The following is a 23,457-nucleotide window of genomic DNA, read 5'->3' as shown; positions in this document are numbered from 1 at the left end:
CCGCCCCGGCACGGGCCGGGGCGGTAGGCTGGAATGACAAGCCCGGCGTGGGCTTGCTGCGCGCCTTACTGCTTGATGGCTTCGACGGCGATGTCGATGGTCACGTCGTCGCCCACGTAGGGGACGTACTTGCTCATGTTGAAGTCGCTACGCTTGACCTTGACGCTGGCGTTGGCGCCGATGGCGTCCTTCTTCATCATGGGGTGGGGCATCAGTTGGAAGGAGCTGACGGTGAGGGTCACGGGCTTGGTGACGCCCTTGATGGTCAGGTTGCCTTCCACGGTGCTGGGCTTGTCGCCGTCGAAGTTCACCTTGGTGGACTTGAAGGTGGCGGTGGGGTACTTCTCGGTGTTGAAGAAGTCTTCGCCCTGGATGTGGCCGTTGAACACGTCGAAGCCGGTGTCCACGGACTTGGTGTCGATGGTTACATCAACGGAGCCGGTCTTGGCTTCCTTGTCGAGCACGATCTTGCCGGTGGTCTTGTTGAAGCGGGAGAGCTGGGTGGAGTAGCCGAAGTGGCTGTAGGAGAAACGGGGGAAGCTGTGGGTGCTGTCCAGCACGAAGGTTTCGGGGGCGGCCAGGGCGGCGCTGCCGAAGGCGGCGAGGGAAGCGAAGGCGGCGGCTGCCAGGGAGAGACGGGTCGTTTTTTTCATGGTGTTGCTCCTTGTTGAGATGGGGTGAAACGTTGGAAAAGGAAAGGGTGTGACTAGGGTGAGGCGGGGGCGTCCTTGCCTTTACTTACCGTTGGCGAGGACGTGGAACTTGATCTGGATTTCGTTGGCCACGGTGCCGAAGTCGGCCCAGGGGCCTTCGCCGATGGCGAAGTCGGCCCGTTTGAGGGTGAAGGTGCCGTCGAAGCTGGCGGCCTTGCCCTGTACGGTGACAGTGGTGGGGGCGGTCACGGTTTGTGTGCGGCCCTTGATGGTGAGCTGGCCGGCCACTTCGTAGCGGTTGCCGCCCAGGGCCTTGACGCTGCTGGAGGCGAAGTGGGCGGTGGGATAGGCCTTGGTGTTGAACCATTGCTTGCCGGCGACTTCGTCGTTGGCTTCGGCGGAGCCGGTGTCGATGCTGGCGAGATCCACGTCCAGCACGGCCTTGGCGGCGGTGGGCTTGGCCGGGTCGAAAGCCAGTTGGGCGCTGAATTTCTTGAAGTGGCCTTCCATGCCGACGCCCATTTGCTTGTAGGCGAAGGTGATGGCGCTCTTGTCGGCTTGCACGGCGTTGAATTCGACGGCGTGGCCGAGGGCGGGCAGGGTCAGCGCGCCGGCAAGGGCGAGGGTGGCGAGCAGGCGTTGTTTGTTCATGGTGGTTTCTCCTTGGGGGGTCAGGATTGCTTGCCGTGGTGGGGCAGCATGCGGGTGAGGACGTCGTCCTTGTCGAGGAAGTGGTGCTTGAGGGCGGCGGCGGCATGGCCGACGACCACGGCGGCGAGCAGCAGGTTGAGACCCCAGTGCAGGGTGGCGAGTTGTTCGCCCAGTTCCTTGTTTTTTTCCAGCAGGTCGGGGATGGGCAGCACGCCGAACAGCACGGTCTGGAAACCCTTGGCGGAACTCATGAGCCAGCCGGAGAGGGGAATGCCGAACATCAGCAGGTAGAGCAGGCCGTGGCCGGCGTGGGCGACGAATTGCTCGGTCTTCTTCATGTGGGCGGGCAGGGCCGGGGGGCGGTGGGCAATGCGCCAGGCAAGACGCACGGCGGCCAGGGCAAAGATCGTGACGCCGGCCCATTTGTGCCAGGAGTAGAGCTTGAGCTTCTGGGGCGACAGGGGCAGGTCGTGCATGTAAAAGCCCAGGGCGAACAGGCTGATGATGCCCAGGGCCATGAGCCAGTGCAGGGCCTTGGCGGTGACGGTGTATTCCTTGTTGTTGTGCATGGCAAACCTCTCTGGGGTTGGGAGTGCTGCGTTGGTTTAGTGGGTGGATTGGAAGGCGAAGGCGTCCATGGCAATGACGTATTCGTCGATGCCGGCGTGCAGGCGGTGGGGCTCGGCGTTGTCACCCCCTGCCCCGAGGGCCACGTAAAGGGGCAGCAGATGCTCGTCGCGGGGGTGGGCGCGGACGGCTTCCGGGGCTTGCCGGCGGTAGTCGAGCAGGGCCGGCAGGTCGTGGGCCTGGAGCTTTTCCCAGAACCAATCGGAGAAGGCGCGCACGTAGGCCGGAGTCTGTCCGCCGTTGCGGTGCGCCATCTGGAAGTCCGACAGGTTGTGGGTCAGGTTGCCCGAGGCGACCACGAGGAAGCCCTGATGGGTCAGGGGCGCCAGGGCCTGGCCGACCCGGTAATGGTGCTCGGGACCCAGGTGGCTTTGGATGGACAGGGGCAGCACCGGCACGTCGGCATCGGGGTACATGAAGCGCAGGGGCAGCCAGGCGCCATGGTCGAGGCCTTGGCGGGTGTCGGCCTGGGCGGGGAAACCGGCGGCGGCGAGGGCGTTCTGCACTTCCTGGCTGGCTTCGCGGCAGCCGGTGGCGGGGTAGCGCAGGGTGTAGAGCACGTCGGGGAAGCCCCAGAAGTCGTGGATGGTTTCCGGCCGCTCGGCAAAGCCGACGGTGGGCTGGGCGGTGGTCCAGTGGGCGCTGACGATGATGATGGCCCGGGGCTGGGGCAGGGCACGGGCTGCTGCCGTCAGGGCGGCCCCGGCGGCGCCGGGGCGCAGGGCGAAGGTGGGCGAGCCGTGGGGGACGAAGAGGCTGGGCAGGGCGGTGGTTTCGGTCGGCATGGCAGCGGTTCCTGATGACATGGCCGCACTTTAGTTCTTTCCTTTGAGGCTAAATAGGCCACAATGTGGAAATGATTGTTACCATTTGTGCAACAAATGCCGATGGAGGAGTGGGACCGTGGATAGACTCGACGCCATGCGTTTGTTCGTGCGGGTGGCCGAACTGGGCAGCTTTTCCGCCGTGGCCCAGCAGATGGACGTGGCCCGTTCGGTGGTGACCCGCCAGGTGGCGGCCCTGGAGGCCCATTTGGGGGTGAAGCTGCTGGCCCGTAGCACCCGGCGCCTGTCATTGAGCTCGGGCGGGGCGGCCTACCTGGAAAAGTGCCGGGTGATCCTGAACCTGGTGGAAATGGCGGAAACGGGGCTGGCGGAAGAGCGCCAGACGCCCCGGGGGCTGATCCGCCTGAGCCTGCCCTTGGTGTACAGCCTGCGCCATCTGGCGCCGCTGCTATTGGAGTTTGCCAACCGCTACCCGGAGGTGGAGCTGGACATGGATTTTTCCGACCGGCGCTCCAACCTGATCCAGGAAGGCATCGATTTGGCGGTGCGGATCACCACCCGGCTGGAACCGGGGGACGTGGCGCGGCGTCTGGGCAGCGGCCGCATCGTGCCGGTGGCGTCGCCGGACTACCTGGCCCGCCATGGCGAGCCGCGCCACCCCTCGGAGTTGATCCACCACCAGTGCCTGGGCTACACGGCCTCGGCCAACAGCCATCGTTGGGGCTTCATGGTGGACGGCAAGTTGGAGCTGTTTCCGATCCGTTCGCGCTTGCAGGCCAACAACGGCGACGTGCTGCTGAAGGCGGCGGCGGCGGGGCTAGGCATTGCCTGTGAGCCGATATTCAGTGCCGGGGAGGCGTTGGCGAGCGGGGCCCTGGTGGAAATCCTCAAGGACTTTCCCATGCCCGAGCTGGGCATTTACGCGGTGCTACCCGGCAACCGGCACGTGCCGCACCGTTTGCGGGTGTTGATGGACTTTCTGGTGGAACGGCTGGGGAGCGGCGCGGTGCCGGCACCCCAGCCGGGCGGCTAATGGACGGCTGAGGGGCCTGGTGCTCAGGCCTTCAGTTGGGGCGTGAGGTGGGGCGCGACGACTTGCAGCAACTGGGCGAACACCTTGGGGTTGCCGCCGATGATGTTGCCGTGGTTCATGTAGGTGGGCTCGCCGCTCAGGTCGCCGCAAAGGCCGCCCGCTTCGGTGATGAGCAGGGTACCGGCGGCCATGTCCCAGGGGGCGAGGCCCAGCTCGAAGAAGCCGTCGAGGCGGCCACAGGCCACATAGGCCAGGTCGAGGGAGGCGGCGCCGGGACGGCGCAGACCGGCGGTCTTTTGCATCATGTCGCGGAACATGCCGAGATAGGCGTCGGCATGGTCGAACACGCGGTAGGGGAAACCGGTGCCGATCAGGGCTTCGGCCAGCTTGGCGCGGGGGGAGACGCGGATGCGCTTTTCGTTGAGGAAGGCGCCGCCGCCCTTGCTGGCGGTGAACAGTTCATTGCGGTTGGGGTCGTACACCACGGCGTGCTGCATCACGCCCTTCTGGGCGATGCCGATGGACACGGCGTACTGGGGGAAGCCGTGGATGAAGTTGGTGGTGCCGTCCAGGGGGTCGATGATCCACTGGAAGTCCTCGCCCTCGGCGGGGTCGAGGATGCCGGACTCTTCTGCTAGTATCCCGTGCCCCGGATAGGCGTCGCGCACGATGTCGATGATGGCGGCCTCGGCGACCTTGTCCACTTCGGTGACGAAATCGCTCTGTTGCTTGGTGCTGACCTTGAGCTGGGTCAGGTCGAGGCTGGCGCGGTTGATGAGCGAACCCGCCCGGCGGGCGGCCTTAACGGCGATGTTGAGTATGGGATGCATGGAATCCGGGTGACGCAAAAATGAGGGCGGATTCTAGCAGGCCCGTCCCCGCCCCGGTTCCTTCCTCCTTTCTGATTCCTTTTCCCCCTTTCCGATGACGCCAGCCGATTCTTCCGTTCCCGCGCCCGACTTGCTGGGTCGCATCCGCATCGTCCTTTCCCATACCAGCCACCCGGGCAATATCGGCTCCGTCGCCCGGGCCATGAAAACCATGGGCCTGAGCCAGTTGGTGCTGGTCAATCCCAAGAGCTTCCCCGATCCCCAGGCCGATGTGATGGCGGTATCCGCCACCGACGTGCTGGAAAACGCCCGGGTCTGCGCCTCCCTGCCCGAGGCTCTGGCCGGCACCGTGTTCGCCACTGCGGTCACCGGCCGCCGCCGGGAACTGGCGGTGGAGCCGGTCTGGGCCCGGGACGGCGCCCGGGAACTGGTGGCCAAGGCCGCCCAGGGCGTCGGCGACGTGGCCCTGGTGTTCGGCCACGAGACTTCCGGCCTGTCCAACGAGGAAGTGGCCCAGTGCCAGCGCTGGACCATGATTCCCACCAACCCGGACTTCCGTTCCCTCAACCTGGCCCAGGCCGTGCAGGTGCTTTGCTACGAGCTGCGCCTGGCGGCCCTGGACCCCGGGGCACTGCCCGCCATTGCCGACGCCGGCCTGCCGGCCACCCACGACGAGATCGAGGGCTTTCTCAACCACTTGGAGCGAGCCGCCGTGGTATCGGGCTTTCTCGACCCCGAGCAGCCCAAGCGCCTGATGCTGCGCATGCGCCGTCTGTTCAGCCGGGCCGGGATGGAAAAGGAAGAAGTCGCCATCCTGCGCGGCATGCTGGCGGCCCTGGAAAAAGGACCCCATCGGCCCTGAGCGTGCCAGGGGCAAGGCGCCACTGTTTGGTGACCGCTGTCATCGCACGGAAAACAAAAAGGCCCGCAGCAGCGGGCCTTTTTGTTTGGAGCGGGCAGTCCTCAGGCGGCGGCCTGGGAAGGAATCTTCTTTTTCTGGTTGGTGATGCGGTTCTTGGCATCCACATAGACCAGTTCGGGCTCGAACTTTTGCAGTTCGATTTCGTTGTAGCTGGCGAAGGTGGCGATGATCAGCAGGTCACCGGGGGCGGCTTGGCGGGCGGCGGCGCCGTTCACGGAAATGGTGCCGCTACCGCGTTCGGCCTTGATGGCGTAGGTGGTGAAACGTGCGCCATTGTTCACATTCCAAATGTCGATCTGCTGGTACTCTTTGATGTCTGCGGCATCGAGCAGGTCTTCGTCGATGGCACAGGAACCCTCGTAATGCAGTTCGGACTGGGTAACGGTAACGCGATGCAGCTTGGACTTCAGCATGGTTCGTTGCATTTCTGCTCCTTCTCAGGCAAAGGATAGTCGTCGAGCGTGGGGTTGGGGCGCGGGGTGAGCCGCATTACCCTATCGTTCTCCGCTTCTGGATTCACCGCCGGCCTGAGCGCATCGCGGTGTCCTAAACTTCCAAATTGTCGATCAAGCGTGTACTGCCGAGACGGGCAGCCGCGAGAACAACCAACTCGAAATCGTGAGCGGACGCGGATTGTAAATCACTTTTTTTGCATATCGCAACATAATCGGGTGACCAATTGTTGCAACGGAGCATTTCGCTGGCATCCCGCTCCAGTGCTGGGAAATCGCGGGATCCTTGGCGGATTTTCTCTACTACTTTTGTTAAAACCTCAAACAAGCGAGGGGCTTCTTTTCGTTCAATATCACTGAGATAGCCGTTACGAGAAGAAAGTGCGAGTCCGTCCTCGGCCCGAACGGTGTCGCCGCCGACGATGGCGATGGGCAGATTGAGATCCTGCACCATGTTGCGGATCACCATCAGTTGCTGATAGTCCTTTTTTCCGAACAGGGCGGTCTGGGGTTGGACGATCTGGAACAGCTTCATCACCACGGTGGCCACGCCGGTGAAAAAACCCGGGCGGAACTGGCCTTCGAGGATGTCGGCAAGGGCCGGATCGGGCACCACGCGGAAGGTCTGGGGGCGGGGATAGATTTCCGTTTCGTTCGGCGCGAACAGGTGGTCCACGCCGGCCGCCGCCAGTTTTTCGCAATCGGCCTCGAAGGTGCGCGGGTAGCTGTCGAAATCCTCGCCGGGGCGGAATTGCAGGCGGTTGACGAAAATGCTGGTGGCCACGACGTCGCCGTGGTCCCGGGCCTGACGCATCAGGGAAATGTGGCCGTCGTGGAGATTGCCCATGGTGGGGGCGAAGGCGACCTTGCCGGCCTTGGCCAATGCGGCGCGCAGGCTGGCGATGGTGGTATGGATGTGCATGGGGAGTCTTTCGCAGGGGCCCGGCGTCGGGCGGAAAGTCAGTAGCAGTGGTCCTGGGTGGGGAAGCTGCCGTTCTTGACGGCGGCCACGTAGGCGGCCACGGCGGCATCGATGGAGTCGGCCCCGGCCATGAAGTTGCGGACGAAGCGGGCGGTCTTGCCCGGATAGATGCCCAGCATGTCGTGCAGCACCAGGACCTGGCCCGAACACTCGGGACCGGCGCCGATGCCGATGGTGGGGATGGATAGCAGCCGGGTCAGTTCGGCGCCGAGAATGGCGGGAATCATCTCGATCAGCAGCATGGCCGCGCCGGCCTGTTGCAGGGCCAGGGCGTCGTCCTTCATGCGCTGGGCGGCGGCTTCGTCCTTGCCCTGGACGCGGTAGCCGCCTAGGGCGTGCACCGATTGGGGCGTGAGGCCGATGTGGGCCCAGACCGGGATGCCGCGCTCCACCAGGAAATGCACGGTCTCGGCCATGACGGCGCCGCCTTCGAGCTTGACCATCTGGGCGCCGGCGGCCATCAGGCGGGAGGCGTTGCGCAGGGCCTGTTCGGGGCTTTCCTGGTAGCTGCCCCAGGGCATGTCGGCGGCGACGAAGGCACGCTTGCTGCCGCGCACCACGCATTCGGTGTGATAGATCATGTGTTCCATGGTCACCGGCAGGGTGGAGCTTTGGCCTTGCAGCACGTTGCCCAGGGAGTCGCCGACGAGGATGACCTCGACGCCGTTGCGGTCGAGCAGGGCGGCGAAGCTGGCGTCGTAGCCGGTCAGGGTGGCGATCTTCTCGCCAGCGCTGTAAAGGCGGCGCAGCTCGTGCAGGGTGATGGGTTTGCTGCTGTTTTCCAGATAGCTCACGGCGATCCTCGGAAACGGAAGGGAGTGGTCAGCGGAAGATGAAATATACCGCCCCGAGCAGGCAAAGTCCGGCCCAGAGGTAGTCCAATTTCAGGGGCTGCTGCATGTAGAAGACGGCGAAGGGGACGAACACCGAGAGGGTGATGACCTCCTGCAAGACCTTGAGCTGACCCAGGTTGAGTTCGGTGCTGCCGATGCGGTTGGCCGGCACCTGGATCAGGTATTCGAACAGGGCGATGCCCCAGGACACCAGGGCGGCGATCCACCAGGGCCGCTCGCTCAGGTTCTTCAGGTGGGCGTACCAGGCGAAGGTCATGAAGATGTTGGAAGCCGCCAGCAGCAGGGCGGTTTGCAGCATGACCGGCAGGGTGCTGAAAAAGCCCATGGCGGTCAGTGGGACAGGGCCTCGATGCCCTGGTCGGCGCAATGGGCCAGCAGCTCGGCGACCGGGCCGAGGCCGGGAATGGTGAGGTCCGGGACGATTTCCGCCAGGGGGGCGAGGACAAAGGCCCGCTCGTGCATGCGCGGATGGGGCAGGGTCACCGCGGGGTGGTCGGAACGCAGGTCGCCGTGGAGCAGGAGGTCCAGATCCAGGGTACGGGGCGCGTTGCGTACCGTGCGGCGACGACCGAAACGGGCCTCGATGGCGAACAGTTCGTCGAGCAGGGCGGCGGGGCCCAGTTCCGTGTCCAGGACGGCGACGGCGTTAATGAAGTCGGGTTGATCCTTGAGCCCCACCGGTTTGGTCCGGTACAGCGACGAGGCCGCCCGCAGCCTGCTCCGGGGCAGGGTTCTCAGGGCTTCCAGCGCGGCTTCGACGGTGGCAATCGGGTCCCCCAGGTTGGCGCCGAGGGCGACGTAGGCCAGGGTCAAGACGTTTCCCCTCCGCCCTCGCTGCCTCCGCCGGTTTTTTTGCGGGGGCTGCGGCGGCGGCGCTTTTTCGGGCCGGTGTCGGGCATCAGCATCTCCTCCCGGCGGTCCAGGTCGGCATCCTGGAACTCGGTCCACCAGTCGGCCAGTTCCTGGGGCACTTCGCCGCTGGCGGCACGCAGCAGCAGGAAGTCGTAGCCGGCGCGGAAGCGCTGCTGTTCCAGCAGGCGTTGGGGCGATTTGCCGGAACGCTTGTCGAAGCGGGGTTGCAGGGCCCAGATGTCCTTGATGTCGCCGGCGATGCGGCGAGTGATGGCCAGTTTTTCGGCCTGCACCTGGAGCACCTCGTCCATGGCGTCGTAGAGGGCGGGGATGGCCAGTTGCTTGGCCTTCTTGCGGACTTCCCAGTTGGCCAGTACTTCGTGCCAGAGCAGGGTGGCGAAGAGGAAGCCGGGGGAGGTGGGCTTGCCGGCGCGAATGCGCTCGTCGGTGTTGGCCAGGGCCAGCAGGACGAACTTCTCGCCCAGGGGCTGTTCCAGAATCACGTCCAGCAAGGGCAGCAGGCCGTGATGCAAGCCGGCGCCACGCAGGCGTTTCAGGCATTCCACGGCGTGGCCGGAGAACAGCAGCTTGAGCATTTCGTCGAACAGCCGCGCCGCGGGCACGTTTTCGATCAGCTCGGCCATGGACTTGATGGGGGCGCTGACGGCGGGGTCCAGGGTCAGGCCCAGCTTGGCGGACAGGCGGATGGCGCGCAGCATGCGCACCGGATCTTCGCGGTAGCGGGCCTTGGGCTCGCCGATCATGCGCAGCGTCTTCTGCTTCAGGTCGGCCACGCCGTTGTGATAGTCCAGCACCGTTTCGGTGTGGGGATCGTAGTAGAGGGCATTCACCGTGAAGTCGCGGCGGGCGGCGTCCTCCTCGATGGTGCCCCAGTCGTTGTCGCGCAGCACGCGGCCGTGTTCGTCCTTGAGGGTGTCCTCGTTGTGGGCGGCGCGGAAGGTGGAGACTTCGATGGTCTCGGCACCGAACATGACGTGCACGATCTGGAAGCGGCGGCCGATGATGCGGGAGCGGCGGAACACGTTGCGCACCTGCTCCGGCGTGGCATTGGTGGCCACGTCGTAGTCCTTGGGCTTGATGCCGGCGATCAGGTCGCGCACCGCGCCGCCCACCACGTAGGCCTTGAAACCGGCGTGCTGCAAGCCGTCACAGGTGCGGCGGGCCGCGACGGAGACGTGCTCGCGGCGGATGCCGTGGCGGGAAACCGGAATGGCGGAATGTTTGGAGGATGGGGGTTCGCGGCGGAAGACGCGGCGCAACAGCTTGCGAATCATGCAGTTAGGGTGTGCATCCAGTGGCGGCAAAAGGCCGGAAAGGGGGCGTCATCATACCGGAAATCCTCGCTCGTCCGGCCTTGGGACGTGCGCCGCCAGCCGTGTCGGGCGCTTCTTGCCGTTTTTCGGGGCGGTTTTACCCCGGGTGATTCGCTGCGCTGCGGCATCGGCCCGGGAGAAAAAAGCCCGAGTGCTGGCGTGGGGTTTCTCCATCACCGCTAGGCATGACGTCTGCGGGGCGATTCTGCCGGACTTTGGTCATATGGCCTTTGTCCAATTGTCGAAAAAACTGGTTCTTCTAGAATGAATCCCGTGCGTTTTGCAGCACCGCAGCAGACACCACAGGGAGCTTTCCACATGACAACAAAACAAGAACTCCTCGGCAAGATTGCCCAAGTCAGCCGCAGCTACGCGGAGGATGAAGGGACCACAAAGCCGCGCCAGGTGGTGTTCCGCGCGATTCACGACATCGTCAGCGACATGGAAAAAAATCGGCAGACCCATCGTTTCGATTACACGGGTGCCGTGGAAAGCATGTTCCGCTCGGCCTGTAGGCAGACGTTGGGATTGGCCTGCGACTGTCATAGCCGCGGCGTCGTCAATTGCCAGTTGTTGAGCCTGGAGCCCCAGCCGGACGCTTGATGGTTTGGCAGGGCCGGCATCCAGCACAGCCCCGTCCCGCTCCGCGTGATCTACCCCGCCACGCTGCCCAAAACCCGGTACATCATCATGCCCAGGCCTGCCAGGGCCAGGGAAACGGCGGGGTTGATGGTGGACGGACGCAACCATTGCCCCAGGGGGAACAGCACGGGGGCGGGTTGCCAGGTTTCCAGGCTGCTATCGATATGTTCCGGCAGGGCCAGCCAGAGCGCCCGGGCCATCGCCGGAGAAGCGCAATTGAGCACGGCATGCCAGTGCCGACGCGAAGAGAGGGGAACGGTGAAATACACGGTTTTCCCTTTCATCCGCGCATTGCAGACCGAGGCCAGGGGAAAAAACTCACGTCCAGGGCGCAGTCGGCGATAGCGTTGACCATGAACGACAAGAATGCCCTGGGCGGGATGCACCGCGATCTCTCCCTTGCCCCGGTAGCGGTCGTCCTGGTGTTCCGTCGTGGCGAAGGTGGCCGATAGTTTCAAGGACTCGCCGCGAACCTCTTCCTGTAGCACCAGGAAGGCCGACCGTAAATCCTGCAAGCGTTGGCGCAGGGCCTCGGCTCCTTCCTGGCCCAGGCGCTGGCGCAAGCGGGCGAGGCGGTCCCGATAGGCGGGTTCCAGTTGGTCACGACAACAATCGGGCGCTAGGCCGAGCAGGGCAAGGGCTTGGGCTCTTTCCATGGGCGGCGCAACCATGGTCAGCCGTTCCCCGCTGACAGGTTTCGGTGTTCCCCCTGGGGCAGGCGGCTGGATTGGGGGGATGTCGCTAGGGCGTGATGGAAAGGTTTTCCGCGGGTGTCGCAGCGGATCAGGCGGAAGCAGAGGCTGTCGGCAAGGGGGCGCATCGTCCATGCGTCTGGCGCAGCCAGGTGGCTATTCGGATTCCCCCACGTTGCGACCGTCGGCATTCTGTGAGCACGTCCCCGCTGTTTGGCGATTTGCCGTCCACCGCTGTTCCATGGCTTGGAACAGGCAGTCCACGGAGCCGCAGCTTAACAACTTTGGACCCGGTTGTGCATCCGTCATGATGCCTTTGTCCTCATTTCACGCCAGGGGCGTGAAATGGTTCAACGGACGCTGATCATCGGCCAGGCATGTTGGGTGGCGTGGGCGCGCAGGGTGTCGTCCGGGTCCACCGCCACGGGGTTGCTCACTTTTTGCAGCAGGGGCAGGTCGTTGTGGGAGTCGCTGTAGAAGTAGCTGTTGTCGAAGCTGCTCCACCACAGGCCCAGGGATTCGAGCCAGGCTTCCACCCGGGCTATCTTGCCTTCCTTGAAGGAGGGCGTGCCCCGGGGCTTGCCGGTGAAGCGGCCATTTTCGCAGGCGGGCACGGTGCCGATCAGGTGCTCGACGCCGAATTCCCGGGCGATGGGGCCGGTGACGAAGCTGTTGGTGGCGGTGACGATGGCGGTCAGGGCGCCTTCGGCCAGGTGCTTTTGCACCAGGGCCCGGGCCGGGGCCTGGATCATGGGCAGGACGTGGCGGGCCATGTATTCCTTGTGCCAGGCATCCAGCTCCTCCCGGCTGTGGCGGGCCAGGGGGGCAAGCTGGAAGTCGAGGAAGGCGTGGATGTCCAGGGTGCCGGCCTTGTAGTGCTCGTAGAACTCCTGGTTCTTGGCTTCCTGGACTTCCTTGTCCACTACGCCCTTGCTGATCAGGAACTGGGCCCATTCAAAGTCGGAATCGCCGATGAGCAGGGTGTTGTCGAGGTCGAAAAGGGCGAGGTTCATGGCGTGACGGGAGGCAGGGGTGAAAAGGAAAGGGGCAGTGTAGCGGCCATGGCGGTACCTGGTTCAGGGCGCGGTCCGGGCATCGGCCATGATCTCCCGCAGCAGGGGCAGGGTGGCAGGGCGTTTCAGTTCCAGGGAGGCCCGGTCCAGGGCGTCCACCGTCGCCAGCAGGCTGGGCAGGTCGCGGCGGCCGTGGCGCAGCAGGTACTGGACGATGGCGTCCTCCAGCTTCATGCCCTTGCCGCTGGCGTGCTGTTGCAGGGCGGCGGCCTTCTCCTCGTCGCTGAGGGGCTTGATCTCGTAGATCAGGCACTGGCCGACCCGGGTGCGCAGGTCTTCCCGTTCTTTCGCCAGGGCCAGCGTCAGGGGCGGCGTGGTGCCCGACAGCAGCAGGGCCAGCCGGTCCGGGCGGGCGGCGATGAAGGCGCGGAAAAGGGCCACCTGGGCCTCGGCGGAAAGCTGTTCCAGGTCGTCCACGATCAGCAGGGTGTCCGGCGGCACGTCGAGGCGTTCGCCTACCGTGGCGGCTTGGGTGATGTACACCGGGCGCTTTTCAGCGGCGGCGGTAGCCACGGCCCGCAGCAGATGGCTCTTGCCGCAGCCCTGGGGGCCCCACAGATAGAGGGTTTCGGTGCAGTCCACGGCGGCGAGGCCATGCAGGTGCTGCATCAGTTCCTGGTTGCCGCCGGCGACGAAGTTGTCCAGGGTGGGCGTTTGCGGGCGATGGATGTCCAGCAGTAGCTGGCGGTAGTTCGGGGAAGACATCAAGTTCCTGTGTAGAAGCGGCTTTCCAGGTAGGTGGCGCGCAGGCGGCGCAGGCCCACCAGCAGGGCGGCGGAGGCGGGCAGGGCCAGCAGCACGCCGAAAAAGCCGAAAAGCTGGCCAAAGGCCAGCAAGGCGAAGATCACGGCCAAGGGATGCAGGCCGATGCGGTCCCCCACCAGGTAGGGCGTGAGGACAAAACCTTCCAGCAGTTGGCCGACGCCGTACACCGCCAGCATGGCGACAATGGGCGTCCAGCCCTCGAACTGGAGCAGGGCCACCAACAGGGCCAGCAGGAAGCCGGTGGCAAACCCCAGATAGGGGATGAAGATCAATACCCCCGTCAGCAGGCCCAGGGGCAGGGCGAAGTCCACGCCGGCCAGGGCCAGGACGGTACTGTAGTAAAGGGCCAGCAGCGCCATCACTAGCAATTGGCCGCGCAGGAACTGGGCCAGCACCGAATCCACGTCCCGGGCCAGGGCCACGGTGCGTGCGTGCCAGCGGCGCGGGATCAGGTGTTCGAGCCGGTCCAGCAGGCCTTGCCAGTCCCGTAGCAGGTAGAACAGGGCCACCGGCATCAGCAGCAGGGTGGACACCAGTTGCAGCAGGATCTGTCCACCGCTGGCGGCGGAGTCCAGCAGGTTGGCGAGCACGCCCTGGACGCTGTCCCAGTTGCTGCTGAGGAGTTGGCGCAGGGCCGTGGGGGTCAGGTAGAGCTTGAGGCGGAGACCGAATTTTTCCTTCAGCCACGGGGCTACCTGGTCGTTGATCAGGCCCAGCAGGTCCGGCAGGCGTTCCATCAACTGGCGGGTTTCCTCCCGCACCAGGGGCAGCAGGGTCAGGGCCAGCAGCACCGGCAGGGCCAGGGCCGCCGTCATCACCAGCAGGATCGCCGCCAGGGGGGGCAGGCCCCGCCGGCAAAGCCGGGTCACCAGGGGGTTGAGCATGTAGGCGAGGATGCCCGCCAGCAGGAAGGGCGCCAGCACCGGGCCGAGCAGGGACAACAGCCACAGCAGGCCCACGCCCAAGGCCGCCCAGAGGGCGGTTTGCGGCGTGAACTTCGGTAGCCCCTGGGGTCGGTCGGCAGTCATGTAAAATCGCGGCTCTTCAAATCAGCAGCCCGCAACTTTAGCCGACTTTTGCCGTGCCATGCCGGCCAAGGATCGCGCGGGTCCCAACTAGGAACGCCATCTTGACCAATCCGCAGAACACCTCCCTCACCTACCGCGATGCCGGTGTTGATATCGATGCCGGCGATGCCCTGGTGGACCGCATCAAGCCCTTCGCCAAGCGCACCATGCGTCCCGAGGTGATGGGCGGCATCGGCGGTTTCGGCGCCCTGTTCGAGATTTCCAAGAAGTACAAGGAACCCGTGCTGGTGTCCGGCACCGACGGCGTGGGCACCAAGCTCAAGCTGGCCTTCCATCTGAACAAGCACGACACCGTGGGCCAGGATCTGGTGGCCATGAGCGTGAACGACATTCTGGTGCAGGGCGCCGAGCCCCTGTTCTTCCTCGACTACTTCGCCTGCGGCAAGCTGGACGTGGATACCGCCGCCGATGTGATCAAGGGCATCGCCCAGGGTTGCGAACTGGCCGGCTGTGCCCTGATCGGCGGCGAAACCGCCGAAATGCCCAGCATGTACCCCGACGGTGAATACGACCTGGCCGGTTTCGCCGTGGGCGCCGTGGAAAAGTCCAAGATCATCGACGGCACCACCATCGTTCCCGGCGACGTGGTGCTGGGCCTGGCCTCCAGCGGTGCCCATTCCAACGGCTATTCCCTGGTGCGCAAGATCATCGAACGCGCCAATCCCGACATGGATGCCGATTTCCACGGCAAGCCCCTGCGCGACGTGCTGATGGCCCCCACCCGCATCTACGTGAAGCCCCTGCTCAAGCTGATGGACACCCTGGCGGTGAAGGGCATGGCCCACATTACCGGCGGCGGTCTGGTGGAAAACGTGCCCCGCGTGCTGCCCGAGAGCGTCACCGCCATCCTCGAACAAAAGGCCTGGCCCCTGCCGCCCCTGTTCCAGTGGCTGCAAAAGGAAGGCAATGTGGCTGACGGCGAAATGCACCGCGTCTTCAATTGCGGCATCGGTATGGTGGTGGTGGTTTCCGCTGCCGACGCCGACCAGGCCGAAGCCCTGCTCAAGGCCGAGGGCGAGACCGTTTATCGCGTCGGTCGCATCGAGGCCCGCCAGGAAGGCCAGGCCCAGACCATCGTGGTTTGAGCGGGACCGGTGGTCTGAAAAGCAGAAGGGGCGGATTTCCGCCCCTTTTTGTTTGCCTTCCCGCTTCCCTTAGAAGGGGATTTCAAAAATCGCCTTCACCGTGGTCTTGTCCGCCGCATGGGTGAGGCCCTTGCCGATGCCGAAGTTGAAGACCCAGGGCTTGCGGTCCACGTCGATCACGTAGAACAGCTTGTTGTCCTGCTCTTCCCAGGGCAGGGTGCGACCGATCTGGCCCTTGTCGCTGTAGTATTCCAGGCCCAGGGCCAATCCCTCCGCCACCCGTCGCGTGCCCTTGGCGGCGTAGCCGTAGCCAGGCTTGCCGACCGCCTGGTCGGACAGCTCCCAATTGACCACCGGGTTGAAGCCGAGCAGCCAGTCCTCGTCGTGCCATCCGCTCATCAGGCGCAGCTCGGCATTGCTGCGCACGGCGTTGAAGCGGCGCGCCACCCGGCCCACTTCCAGGTTGCCGCCCAGATACCAGCCGCCGTGATCCTCGCCGCGCAGGGGCAGCCACTTGATGCGCCCCTTCAGGCCGGCCAGGGAAATGTCGCCGTTGCTGCTGTCCCGGGCCATGGGCAGGTAGAGGCCCACATCCACCGTCTTGGTCAGGCCGTAGGAGGGCTCCAGGGTGACGAACAGGCTGTGGCCGGGCACCACCTCGCCGGGGTAGTCCCGGGTCTGGCGCCCGCGGGGAAAGGTGATGGTGTGAACCTCCAGGCCGACTTCGCCGGGTTCGTTGATTTCATCGGTATAGACCTGGATTTCATCCGCCAGCGCACCCTGGGCGGCGGGGGCGGACAACAGCCCCGAGAGGGGCAGCAATAATGGCAACAGGCGGGACAGGTGCATGGTGACAGGGACGACGTGTCCCCCGGAGTTTTCAGGTCCGCCAGCTTAGCCCGGGAAGGCTGTCATTACGGTAACAACAGGGCTTCCGGGCGGTCCTTGTTCAGGGGGCTGTCCCCTTCACCGTGTAAGGCTTGCCTTCCAGGCCCAGCCAGGTCACTAGCAGCACCACCGGTTCGCTGCCCAGGTTCCTGCCGTTGTGCAGGGTGTCCACCGTTTCGGTGAAGGCCTGGCCCGGCGTCAGTTCAAAGCGTCGACCGCCGTCCACCATCAGGGTCAGCTTGCCGCTGAGGATGTAGCCGGCGCCGGGTACGGGGTGGCGGTGCCAGCCGGTTTCCGCGCCGGGCGGGATGGTCACCTTGAGGAAGGTCAGTTGCGCCTGGCCGTCCTTGGGATATTGGATGGGCTGGCCGATGGTGGTGGTCGTGGTTTGCAGCAGCGGGTCCACCTTCACCGCGGCGGTGTAGACGTCGTTGTCATGGGCGTGGGCCGCCCAGGCGATCAGGGCCAGGAACAGCAGGGGCAGGGACTTCAGGTGCATGGGGCTTACCTCGTGGCGATGGGCGTTACTTGAAATTTTCAATTTGCTCCAGGGACAAGTCCTGGGTTTCGATGGACTGTTTCAGCCGGTCGAAGGCCGCTTCGGACAGCGTGCTTTTGCTCGGGACGAGGCGGACGGAAACGGTTGCATGGGTTGGCGGCAGGTCGACTTCACCGCCCTTGAGACAACTCACTCCCTTGGGACAGGCCGGGCCTTTTCTCGGAATGTCCTTCGTCACCACTTTGAGACTCTCGTCGAACTTGATGTCGATCATGGGCGTGATGGCCTTGGCGTAGGTGTCGACCTTGGCGATGGGCAGGGTGGTTGTGCTGACTTCCAGCGGCCAGCGCGGGCCGAAGTGATAGACCGCCGCATACATGATCTTCGCTTTTTTGCCGTCCACGTTCGAGGCCAGCATGGCGTCGTAGAACACCCGATGCACCGCTTGCCAGGGACGGTCTTTTTCGTCGCAGGCGACGTCGTGGATGACCGAGGCCTCGCGGTACTTGCCCTCGTAGGGGCCGCCGATGAGGGACCAGGCGACCTGGGGGATCGACGCGCCGTCCACCACCCAGCCGGCGGGGGCGTCCCAGCGCACGCCGGCAGGATCGATGAAGGCGAAGGGTTCCAGTAGTCGCATCTTGCGGCCTTCGGGATCGTCCTTGAGCCATTCCGTGACCACGCGGCCGATGAACTTGCCGGGCTCATCGGCGGACGCCGGTGTGGCGAGGCCGGCGCTGAGGGCGACAAACAGCAAACAGAAATAAAAAAGCCGTTTCATCCGGGGGCCTCCCTATGGCGGTGGACGTCATGCCGATGGTCTGGCTAACTTACCACCAGTCGCGGCCCTAGCGGAGGGAAAACACCACCCGGCCCTCGGGCTTTTCCTTGTTGTCTTCCAGCCGGGCCGAGCGCAGGAACATGCGGTCCTGGGGCACGTCGCCCTTTTCCACCAGCCAGGTTTGCACCCGCTGGCCCCGGTCCTCGGCCAAGGCGAGCAGGTCGGCGTCGCTGGCGGGCAGGTTGGCGAGGAGCAAGGCTTCCATGTCGGCCACGGGCAGGGTTTTTTGCAGCCCCACCAAGTTGCGCGGCTTGCCCTTGAAGTCCTCGGCCTTGTACACCCGCTCCAGGTAGGCGGGGTATTCGTCCTTGCCGATCTGCACTTCGGACAGCTTGCCGCCGGCCTTGCCCTTGGCGGCCTGGTCGGCCAGCTTGAGGCTGCGCATTTTGCGGTCGATCAGGGCACGGCGCAGGCCGTCCCGGTCCACGGCGGGATCGGCTCCGCCGGTGATCTCCAGCTTGAGGGCCGGGCGGTCGATCATGGCCTTGGCCAGGGACTGGAGCTTGGGCTCCATGTCGGGACCGATGCGGTCCAGGCCCGGGGCGAAAGTGAGCTGGGACAAGTCCTCGCCGCCGCCGAACAGTGAGCCGAGCAGGGCAAAGGGGGAAGTGACGGCCTTCACCAGCAGGTTGCCGATCACCTTGAGGATGATGCCGCCCACGCTGAACTGCGGATCGTTGAGGGAACCGCTGATGGGCAGGTTGATGTCGATTTCGCCCCGGCCGTTGCGCAGCAGGGCCACGGCTAGGTGTACCGGCACGCTCAGGGCGGATTTTTCCGTCACCTTGTTTTCGGTGAACGTGAGTTGGTCGAGGAAGACGTGGTTGTCGGCCGTGAGTTCCCCCTTGTTGACGCGGTAGTTCACGTCCATGGAAAGCTTGCCCTTTTCGATGCCGTAGCCCACGTAGCGGGCGGAGTAGGCGGTGAGGGGCGGCAGGTCCACGCCCCGGGCCGAGGCCCGCAGTTCCAGGCTCAGTTGGGGCGAAAGGGGATCGACCTTGCCGGCGATGTCCAGGGGGGCGGTGCGTTCCACCTTGCCGTGGAATTCCACGGGGCTCAGGGTGCCGGCCTTGAGGGCGCCGATGCTGCCGCTGAGGCCGGTGATGCGGGCCGAATAGTTGGGCTTGACGAAACGGTCGGTGAAGTTGGCGGCACCGCCGCTGACGGTGATCTTGCCGATGCGGATGTCCGGCGCCGGCGCGGCCTGGGTGGGGGCTGCCTGCGCCTGGGGCGGTGTGGCGCCTATCCCGTCCTTGCCTGGGGCCGGCGGTTCGCTGCGCTTGACGAGGTCCTTCAGGTTGAGCTGGCCCTGGGCGTTGATCAGCACCTTGGCAAAGACGTCCTTGAGGGCCACGTCGCCCACGTCCAGGGCGAGGGGGCGGCTGGCGTTGGGGGTCTTGATGTTGAGGCCGCTGAGCTTGAGGCTCTTCCAGCGCAACAGGTCTTCGGCGTTGAGCCGGTCAAGAACGTTGAAGTCGGCCAGGGTCAGGTCGCCGCCCACCTCGCCGCTGCCGTCCTGCCAATGGACCTTGCCCTTGAAGCTGACGTCGCCCTTGGTCAACACGGCGTTCAGGTGTTCCGCCGCCCAGCCTTGCAGGGCCACCAGTTCCAACTGCTGGATGTCCAGGTCGAGGTCGGCGTCGCCCTTGAGGCTGGCCTTGCCATCCACGGCGATGCTGCCGCGCTTGTTGATTTCCGCCTTCAGCTTGAGCGGGATCGGCTCGCCGACCTGGTCGGCGGCCACCGCGCCGATGTCTGCCGTCAGCTTGCCGATGGCGAGGGGTAGGGCCTTGGGCAGGGTGCTGTCCTCGAAACGGATGCTGCCGTCGGCGAGGACGATCTTGCCCACGGCCCATTGCCAGGGTAGGGCGGCGGTCTTGGTAGGGGCAGGGGCGGGCGGTTTGCTGGCTCCCTTCCCGCTGGCGGCGGGGGCGCTATTGCCCTTGCCCAGGCTGGCGAAGTCCAGGCTGCCGGGACCGCTACGCAACAGGGCGACGTCGGGCTGGCTGAGGACGATCTGGCCCACCTTGGCCTGGTGCTTGAAGACATCCACCGCGATGTCCTTCAGGGCCAGGCTGGCGAGTTTGGCCTTGGCGTGGTTGTCCAGCAGGGCGACGTCCAGGTTCTTGAGGGCCAGTTCGCCGGCCACTTTGAGAGCGGGCGCGCCTTCGCCGGGTTTTTCGAAATGTACTTGCAGGCGGGAGGAGAGCTTGAGGGAGGCCAGCTTGAGGGGCAGCTTGGCGTAGGCCATGAGGGGGGTGAGGTCGAGGTTGTCCAGATCGAGATTGACCTGGGCGTCGTGGCCCTGGGCGAAGGGGCGCAGCTTGCCGTCCACACTCAGGGGGGCGCCGTTGATCTTGGCGGCGAACCTGGGCTCGACAAAGACATCCACCTTGGACGGCACGTTGGCAACGAAGGGCACGCCCAGGGCGATGTCGCTGACGGTCTGCTTGCCGCCGGCAACCTTGTCGTTCCAGTCGATCAGGCCGCCTTCCACCTGGATGTTGCTGACGGAAAACTCCGGGGTGGGTTCGTCGTCCTTGGGCTTGTTGAGCCATTCATCCAGCAGGTCGGAAATGTTCAATCGGTCGGCGGATTCACGCACCAGATGGATTTCGGGCTGTACCAGCTTGACCTCGCTGATCACGGGAATGCCGCGGACGAGGGAGGTGGAGGAGAGGTTGACGTAGAGGGACTGGAAGGCCAGCACGTCGCCGATCTTGAAGCCTTGCACCGTGGCCGAGAGGGTGTAGGGGGAGACGGAAATCTTCTCCACGCTGACCGGGCGATGGAGCTTTTCGGAAAGCAGGGTTTCCAGCTGGGTCTTGGCGAAGCCCGGCAGCCAGAAGTAACCCACCAGGCCGAAGATCACCAGAAAAACCCCGAGGGCGATGCCGCCGACGCGCAGGCGGCGCTGCCAGGGGGCGGGAAGGGAGGAGAAGGCGGGCAGGCTGGGTTTCATGCGGTGTTGCTCCGGGGCTTGCGGCAAAGGCACTGGGAACGGTTACTTTACGTCATCGGCTCCGGACTGGCGTTGATGGCGGACACGCTGTCACGAATCGGCGGATTTCGGGCAGTTCAATGCGAGAATCTGCCGGTTATCTTTTTTACGCTTTTGACCTCCGCGATTTCATGCAACCCGTTTCCTTGCATCGCTACGCCTGGCTGTCCATTGCCGCCGCCATCGCCACCATCCTGCTCAAGGGCGTCGCCTGGTGGCTGACCGGCTCGGTGGGGCTGTTTTCCGACGCCATCGAATCCTTCGTCAACCTGGCTGGTGCGCTGATGGCCCTGGCCATGCTGTCCCTGGCCGCCCAGCCCGCCGACGACAACCATGCTTACGGCCACGGCAAGGCGGAATACTTTTCCAGCGCCTTCGAGGGTCTGCTGATCTTCCTGGCGGCCCTGAGCATCGCTTATGCCGCCGTGCAACGGCTGCTCCATCCCCAGCCCCTCGAGGCCCTGGGCGTCGGTCTGGCGGTCTCGGTGCTGGCCTCGGTGATCAACGGTCTGACCGCCAAGATCCTGATGGACGTGGGCCGACGCTACCATTCGATCACCCTGGAGGCGGACGCCCACCATTTGCTGACCGACGTGTGGACCTCCGCCGGCGTCATCGTCGGCCTGTTGTTGGTGCAATGGACCGGCTGGCTATGGCTGGATCCGGTGCTGGCCCTGGTGGTGGCGGGCAATATCGTCTGGACCGGCTGGCGCTTGTTGCAGCGCTCGGCGGCGGGCCTGATGGACGTCTCCCTGCCGGCCGACGAGGTGGCCGCCATCGAGGCGGCGCTGGATGGTTACCGGAGCCAAGGCTTGGACTTCCATGCCTTGCGCACCCGCCAGGCCGGCAGCCGGGCCTTCGTTTCCTTCCATGTGTTGGCCCCCGGCGAATGGACCGTGCAACTGGCCCACGATTGGTCCGAGCGCATCGAGGCCGACGTGCGGCGCGCGGTGCCCCGCGCCCACGTCACCACCCACCTGGAACCTCACGATGATCCGGTTTCGCTGGCGGACGTCGGCCTCGATCGGCCTTTGCGCTAAATCCCGCAAGCCGCGCGGGAAGCGGTTCTCCGGCCTATGGCAAAGGGTATAGGAGCACCGCTTTTTTGTTATTGCCAATGCATAGACTGTCATTGACAAGCCACTTTCTTATGGCATGATGGTGCGGCGCAACAGTGTAGTTGCGCCGTCTGCGCGGCGGGGCTGAACGCCGTCGCCGAGCGCATCAACCGATGCCCTGTGCGGGTGTCGCAGCGTATCCCTCGGTATCCACATGCTTGCACAATTGAAGATTCGTCATCGCCTCGCACTCCTGGTGGCGGGCGCCCTGGTTGTCCTTTGCGTGGTCTCCGCCTACGGTCTGGCGGTGCTGCGCATGAACATCGTCGAAGCCAAGCGCGACAAGGCCTGGCAGGCCGTGGACATGGCCTATAGCGTGGCCGAGTACTACGGCCGGCTCAGCGACGCCGGCAAGCTCGAGCCGATCCAGGCCCGGGACGAGGCCGTGACGGCCATTGCCGCCCTGCGCTACGACGGCGACAACTACATCAGCCAGTACGACACCAGTTACCACATGGTCCGCCATCCGCTGAAGCCGGAAATGAACGGCAAGGACATGAGCGATTTGAAGGACAGCCAAGGCGTTGCCATCGTGGTGGCCTTGGTCGAGGCGGCCAAGCGCGGCAAGGGCGAGGCCGTCGAGTATCTCTGGCCCAAGGGCAGCGATCCCACGCCGCGGCCCAAGCTGGCCATGGCCAAGCTCTACGCGCCATGGGGATTGGTCGTCCAATCCGGCATCTACATGGACGACGTGAGGGAGGAGTTCATCAAGCAGGGGCTGATCATCGGCAGCGGCGTCGTGCTGGGCATGGCGGCCCTGGTGGCGTTTTCCTGGTGGATCGCCCTAAGCATCAGCCGGCCCTTAAGCGATCTGGAACAGTACGTGTCCACCGTGGCCGCCAGCGGCAACCTGCAATTGGCCGTGCCCCTCGACGGTGGCGGCGAAGTCGGCGCCATTACCCATGCCTTCAAGCATCTGGTGGAGCGCTTCGGCACCATCCTGCGTTCGGTTACCCAAACTGCGGAGCAGGTGCACGGGGCTGCGGAGCAGATGGTGGAATCCCTCTGGCGCATCGGCAACAGCACCACCATGCAGAGCGACGCCGCCACTGCGGCGTCCAGTTCGGTGGAGGAAGTAGCCACCAGCCAGGGCCAGACCACCGCCAACTTGCAGCAGTTGGCGAGCCTGGCCCAGACGTCACGGGATCTGACCCGGGAAGGGCGCGAGGTGGTGCATCAGGCCGCCGGGGAAATGGCCGCCATTGCCACCGCCGTGGGACACACGGCGGAGAAGGTGACCAGCCTGGGCAGCGAGTCCCAGAAGATTTCCGAGATCGTCGCGGTGATCCGCGAAATCGCCGACCAGACCAATTTGTTGGCCCTGAACGCCGCCATCGAGGCGGCCCGGGCCGGGGAGAGCGGTCGCGGTTTCGCCGTGGTGGCCGACGAGGTGCGCAAGCTGGCGGAGCGGACGTCTTCTTCCACCCAGCAGATCGGCACCATGATCAATGTCATCCAAAGCGGCACCACCGCCGCCGTGGAGCAGATCAATTCGGTGTCCTGCCAGGCCCAGGCCGGGGCTGGCCTGGCCCGTCAGGCAGGCGACGCGGTGGAAAAAATCGACGGCAGCGTGGCCGAGGTGACCACCTTGTTGGCGAGCGTGGCGGCGGCGTCGGAGCAGCAGTTGCGGGCCAACGACGGGATTTCCCGCAACGTCGAAAGCATTTCCCATCAGGCCCAGGAAAACGCCCAGGCGGTCAACGAGGCGGTGTCCGCCTCCCAGGCCTTGGCGGCGGTGGCCCAGCGTCTGTCCTCCGAGGTTGCCCAGTTCCAGGTCTGAGCTGCGTGAG

25 protein-coding genes are annotated in these 23,457 nt (G+C 65.0%); 6 read left to right on the top strand and 19 right to left on the bottom strand.

Features of this window, described 5'->3' with window-relative positions; all coding sequences use genetic code 11:
• Positions 1 to 65 precede the first annotated feature (65 nt).
• The 4 genes from ACYQ2U_RS09195 to ACYQ2U_RS09180 form a co-directional block, all read right to left on the bottom strand.
• Positions 66 to 653, bottom strand: coding sequence for a YceI family protein (locus ACYQ2U_RS09195; RefSeq protein WP_459950063.1), 588 nt, complete (start codon positions 651 to 653; stop codon positions 66 to 68).
• Positions 654 to 734: 81 nt separating this feature from the next.
• Positions 735 to 1,304 carry a YceI family protein gene (locus ACYQ2U_RS09190; RefSeq protein ID WP_459950062.1) on the bottom strand — a complete coding sequence of 190 codons (570 nt, stop codon included), beginning with the start codon at positions 1,302 to 1,304 and terminating at the stop codon, positions 735 to 737.
• A 20-nt stretch (positions 1,305 to 1,324) separates the two neighbouring features.
• Positions 1,325 to 1,873 (bottom strand): cytochrome b, encoded by a 549-nt coding sequence (locus ACYQ2U_RS09185; protein ID WP_459950061.1) that lies wholly within the window; start codon positions 1,871 to 1,873, stop codon positions 1,325 to 1,327.
• A gap of 36 nt (positions 1,874 to 1,909) precedes the next feature.
• Positions 1,910 to 2,716, bottom strand: coding sequence for a DODA-type extradiol aromatic ring-opening family dioxygenase (locus tag ACYQ2U_RS09180; protein ID WP_459950060.1), 807 nt, complete (start codon positions 2,714 to 2,716; stop codon positions 1,910 to 1,912).
• Positions 2,717 to 2,834: 118 nt separating this feature from the next.
• Here ACYQ2U_RS09180 and ACYQ2U_RS09175 point away from each other — a divergent pair, with 118 nt between their 5' ends.
• The gene (locus tag ACYQ2U_RS09175) at positions 2,835 to 3,749 is read left to right on the top strand and encodes a LysR family transcriptional regulator (protein WP_459950059.1); all 915 of its coding nucleotides are present in this window, start codon (positions 2,835 to 2,837) and stop codon (positions 3,747 to 3,749) included.
• Positions 3,750 to 3,772: 23 nt separating this feature from the next.
• Here the strand turns inward: ACYQ2U_RS09175 and ACYQ2U_RS09170 are convergent, their stop codons facing one another.
• A complete protein-coding gene (locus tag ACYQ2U_RS09170; protein ID WP_459950058.1) occupies positions 3,773 to 4,579 on the bottom strand; it encodes an inositol monophosphatase family protein in 807 nt (268 codons plus the stop codon).
• Between the two features lie 94 nt (positions 4,580 to 4,673).
• Here ACYQ2U_RS09170 and ACYQ2U_RS09165 point away from each other — a divergent pair, with 94 nt between their 5' ends.
• On the top strand, positions 4,674 to 5,441 hold the full coding sequence (locus tag ACYQ2U_RS09165; RefSeq protein WP_459950057.1) for an RNA methyltransferase: 768 nt from the start codon (positions 4,674 to 4,676) through the stop codon (positions 5,439 to 5,441).
• Between the two features lie 101 nt (positions 5,442 to 5,542).
• On the opposite strand, the gene panD is transcribed toward ACYQ2U_RS09165, so the two are convergent.
• The 6 genes from panD to pcnB form a co-directional block, all read right to left on the bottom strand.
• Positions 5,543 to 5,926 (bottom strand): aspartate 1-decarboxylase, encoded by a 384-nt coding sequence (gene panD / locus ACYQ2U_RS09160; RefSeq protein ID WP_459950056.1) that lies wholly within the window; start codon positions 5,924 to 5,926, stop codon positions 5,543 to 5,545.
• Between the two features lie 121 nt (positions 5,927 to 6,047).
• Positions 6,048 to 6,875 (bottom strand): pantoate--beta-alanine ligase, encoded by an 828-nt coding sequence (panC, locus tag ACYQ2U_RS09155; protein WP_459950055.1) that lies wholly within the window; start codon positions 6,873 to 6,875, stop codon positions 6,048 to 6,050.
• 38 nt (positions 6,876 to 6,913) lie between these two features.
• Positions 6,914 to 7,720 carry a 3-methyl-2-oxobutanoate hydroxymethyltransferase gene (panB, locus tag ACYQ2U_RS09150; protein ID WP_459950561.1) on the bottom strand — a complete coding sequence of 269 codons (807 nt, stop codon included), beginning with the start codon at positions 7,718 to 7,720 and terminating at the stop codon, positions 6,914 to 6,916.
• Between the two features lie 37 nt (positions 7,721 to 7,757).
• Positions 7,758 to 8,114, bottom strand: a complete 357-nt coding sequence (locus tag ACYQ2U_RS09145) for a DMT family protein (RefSeq protein WP_459950054.1) — start codon at positions 8,112 to 8,114, stop codon at positions 7,758 to 7,760.
• Between the two features lie 5 nt (positions 8,115 to 8,119).
• Complete coding sequence (folK, locus tag ACYQ2U_RS09140; RefSeq protein ID WP_459950053.1) at positions 8,120 to 8,602, bottom strand: 2-amino-4-hydroxy-6-hydroxymethyldihydropteridine diphosphokinase; 483 nt, start codon at positions 8,600 to 8,602, stop codon at positions 8,120 to 8,122.
• A complete protein-coding gene (gene pcnB / locus ACYQ2U_RS09135) occupies positions 8,599 to 9,936 on the bottom strand; it encodes a polynucleotide adenylyltransferase PcnB (protein ID WP_459950052.1) in 1,338 nt (445 codons plus the stop codon). Before pcnB ends, folK begins: the two co-directional genes overlap by 4 nt.
• Before the next feature lie 357 nt (positions 9,937 to 10,293).
• Here pcnB and ACYQ2U_RS09130 point away from each other — a divergent pair, with 357 nt between their 5' ends.
• Positions 10,294 to 10,578: a hypothetical protein gene (locus ACYQ2U_RS09130; protein WP_459950051.1), complete on the top strand. Its 285-nt coding sequence runs from the start codon at positions 10,294 to 10,296 to the stop codon at positions 10,576 to 10,578.
• 50 nt (positions 10,579 to 10,628) lie between these two features.
• Here ACYQ2U_RS09130 and ACYQ2U_RS09125 read toward each other — a convergent pair whose 3' ends face one another.
• The 4 genes from ACYQ2U_RS09125 to ACYQ2U_RS09110 all read right to left on the bottom strand — a co-directional run bounded on the left by ACYQ2U_RS09125 (position 10,629) and on the right by ACYQ2U_RS09110 (position 14,175).
• Positions 10,629 to 11,273: a hypothetical protein gene (locus ACYQ2U_RS09125; protein ID WP_459950050.1), complete on the bottom strand. Its 645-nt coding sequence runs from the start codon at positions 11,271 to 11,273 to the stop codon at positions 10,629 to 10,631.
• 386 nt (positions 11,274 to 11,659) lie between these two features.
• A complete protein-coding gene (locus ACYQ2U_RS09120) occupies positions 11,660 to 12,322 on the bottom strand; it encodes a histidinol-phosphatase (protein ID WP_459950049.1) in 663 nt (220 codons plus the stop codon).
• Positions 12,323 to 12,385: 63 nt separating this feature from the next.
• Complete coding sequence (gene hda / locus ACYQ2U_RS09115; protein WP_459950048.1) at positions 12,386 to 13,087, bottom strand: DnaA regulatory inactivator Hda; 702 nt, start codon at positions 13,085 to 13,087, stop codon at positions 12,386 to 12,388.
• Positions 13,087 to 14,175, bottom strand: a complete 1,089-nt coding sequence (locus ACYQ2U_RS09110; protein ID WP_459950047.1) for an AI-2E family transporter — start codon at positions 14,173 to 14,175, stop codon at positions 13,087 to 13,089. The genes hda and ACYQ2U_RS09110 overlap by 1 nt, the downstream gene beginning before the upstream one ends.
• Before the next feature lie 101 nt (positions 14,176 to 14,276).
• On the opposite strand from ACYQ2U_RS09110, the gene purM reads away from it, so the two are divergent.
• On the top strand, positions 14,277 to 15,320 hold the full coding sequence (gene purM, locus ACYQ2U_RS09105; RefSeq protein WP_459950046.1) for a phosphoribosylformylglycinamidine cyclo-ligase: 1,044 nt from the start codon (positions 14,277 to 14,279) through the stop codon (positions 15,318 to 15,320).
• A gap of 69 nt (positions 15,321 to 15,389) precedes the next feature.
• Here purM and ACYQ2U_RS09100 read toward each other — a convergent pair whose 3' ends face one another.
• The 4 genes from ACYQ2U_RS09100 to ACYQ2U_RS09085 form a co-directional block, all read right to left on the bottom strand.
• Entirely contained in the window at positions 15,390 to 16,169 is a 780-nt protein-coding gene (locus tag ACYQ2U_RS09100) for a hypothetical protein (protein ID WP_459950045.1), read from the bottom strand.
• Between the two features lie 100 nt (positions 16,170 to 16,269).
• Positions 16,270 to 16,707, bottom strand: coding sequence for a cupin domain-containing protein (locus ACYQ2U_RS09095; RefSeq protein WP_459950044.1), 438 nt, complete (start codon positions 16,705 to 16,707; stop codon positions 16,270 to 16,272).
• A gap of 25 nt (positions 16,708 to 16,732) precedes the next feature.
• Positions 16,733 to 17,488 (bottom strand): DUF1353 domain-containing protein, encoded by a 756-nt coding sequence (locus ACYQ2U_RS09090; protein WP_459950043.1) that lies wholly within the window; start codon positions 17,486 to 17,488, stop codon positions 16,733 to 16,735.
• Positions 17,489 to 17,555: 67 nt separating this feature from the next.
• A complete protein-coding gene (locus tag ACYQ2U_RS09085) occupies positions 17,556 to 20,510 on the bottom strand; it encodes a DUF748 domain-containing protein (protein WP_459950042.1) in 2,955 nt (984 codons plus the stop codon).
• A 170-nt stretch (positions 20,511 to 20,680) separates the two neighbouring features.
• Here ACYQ2U_RS09085 and ACYQ2U_RS09080 point away from each other — a divergent pair, with 170 nt between their 5' ends.
• Together ACYQ2U_RS09080 and ACYQ2U_RS09075 are read left to right on the top strand one after the other, a co-directional pair.
• On the top strand, positions 20,681 to 21,589 hold the full coding sequence (locus ACYQ2U_RS09080) for a cation diffusion facilitator family transporter (protein ID WP_459950041.1): 909 nt from the start codon (positions 20,681 to 20,683) through the stop codon (positions 21,587 to 21,589).
• A 232-nt stretch (positions 21,590 to 21,821) separates the two neighbouring features.
• A complete protein-coding gene (locus ACYQ2U_RS09075) occupies positions 21,822 to 23,447 on the top strand; it encodes a methyl-accepting chemotaxis protein (protein WP_459950040.1) in 1,626 nt (541 codons plus the stop codon).
• Positions 23,448 to 23,457 lie beyond the last annotated feature (10 nt).

Source organism: Denitratisoma sp. agr-D3, from assembly GCF_054658675.1.
This window is presented reverse-complemented; position numbering and strand designations above follow the sequence as displayed.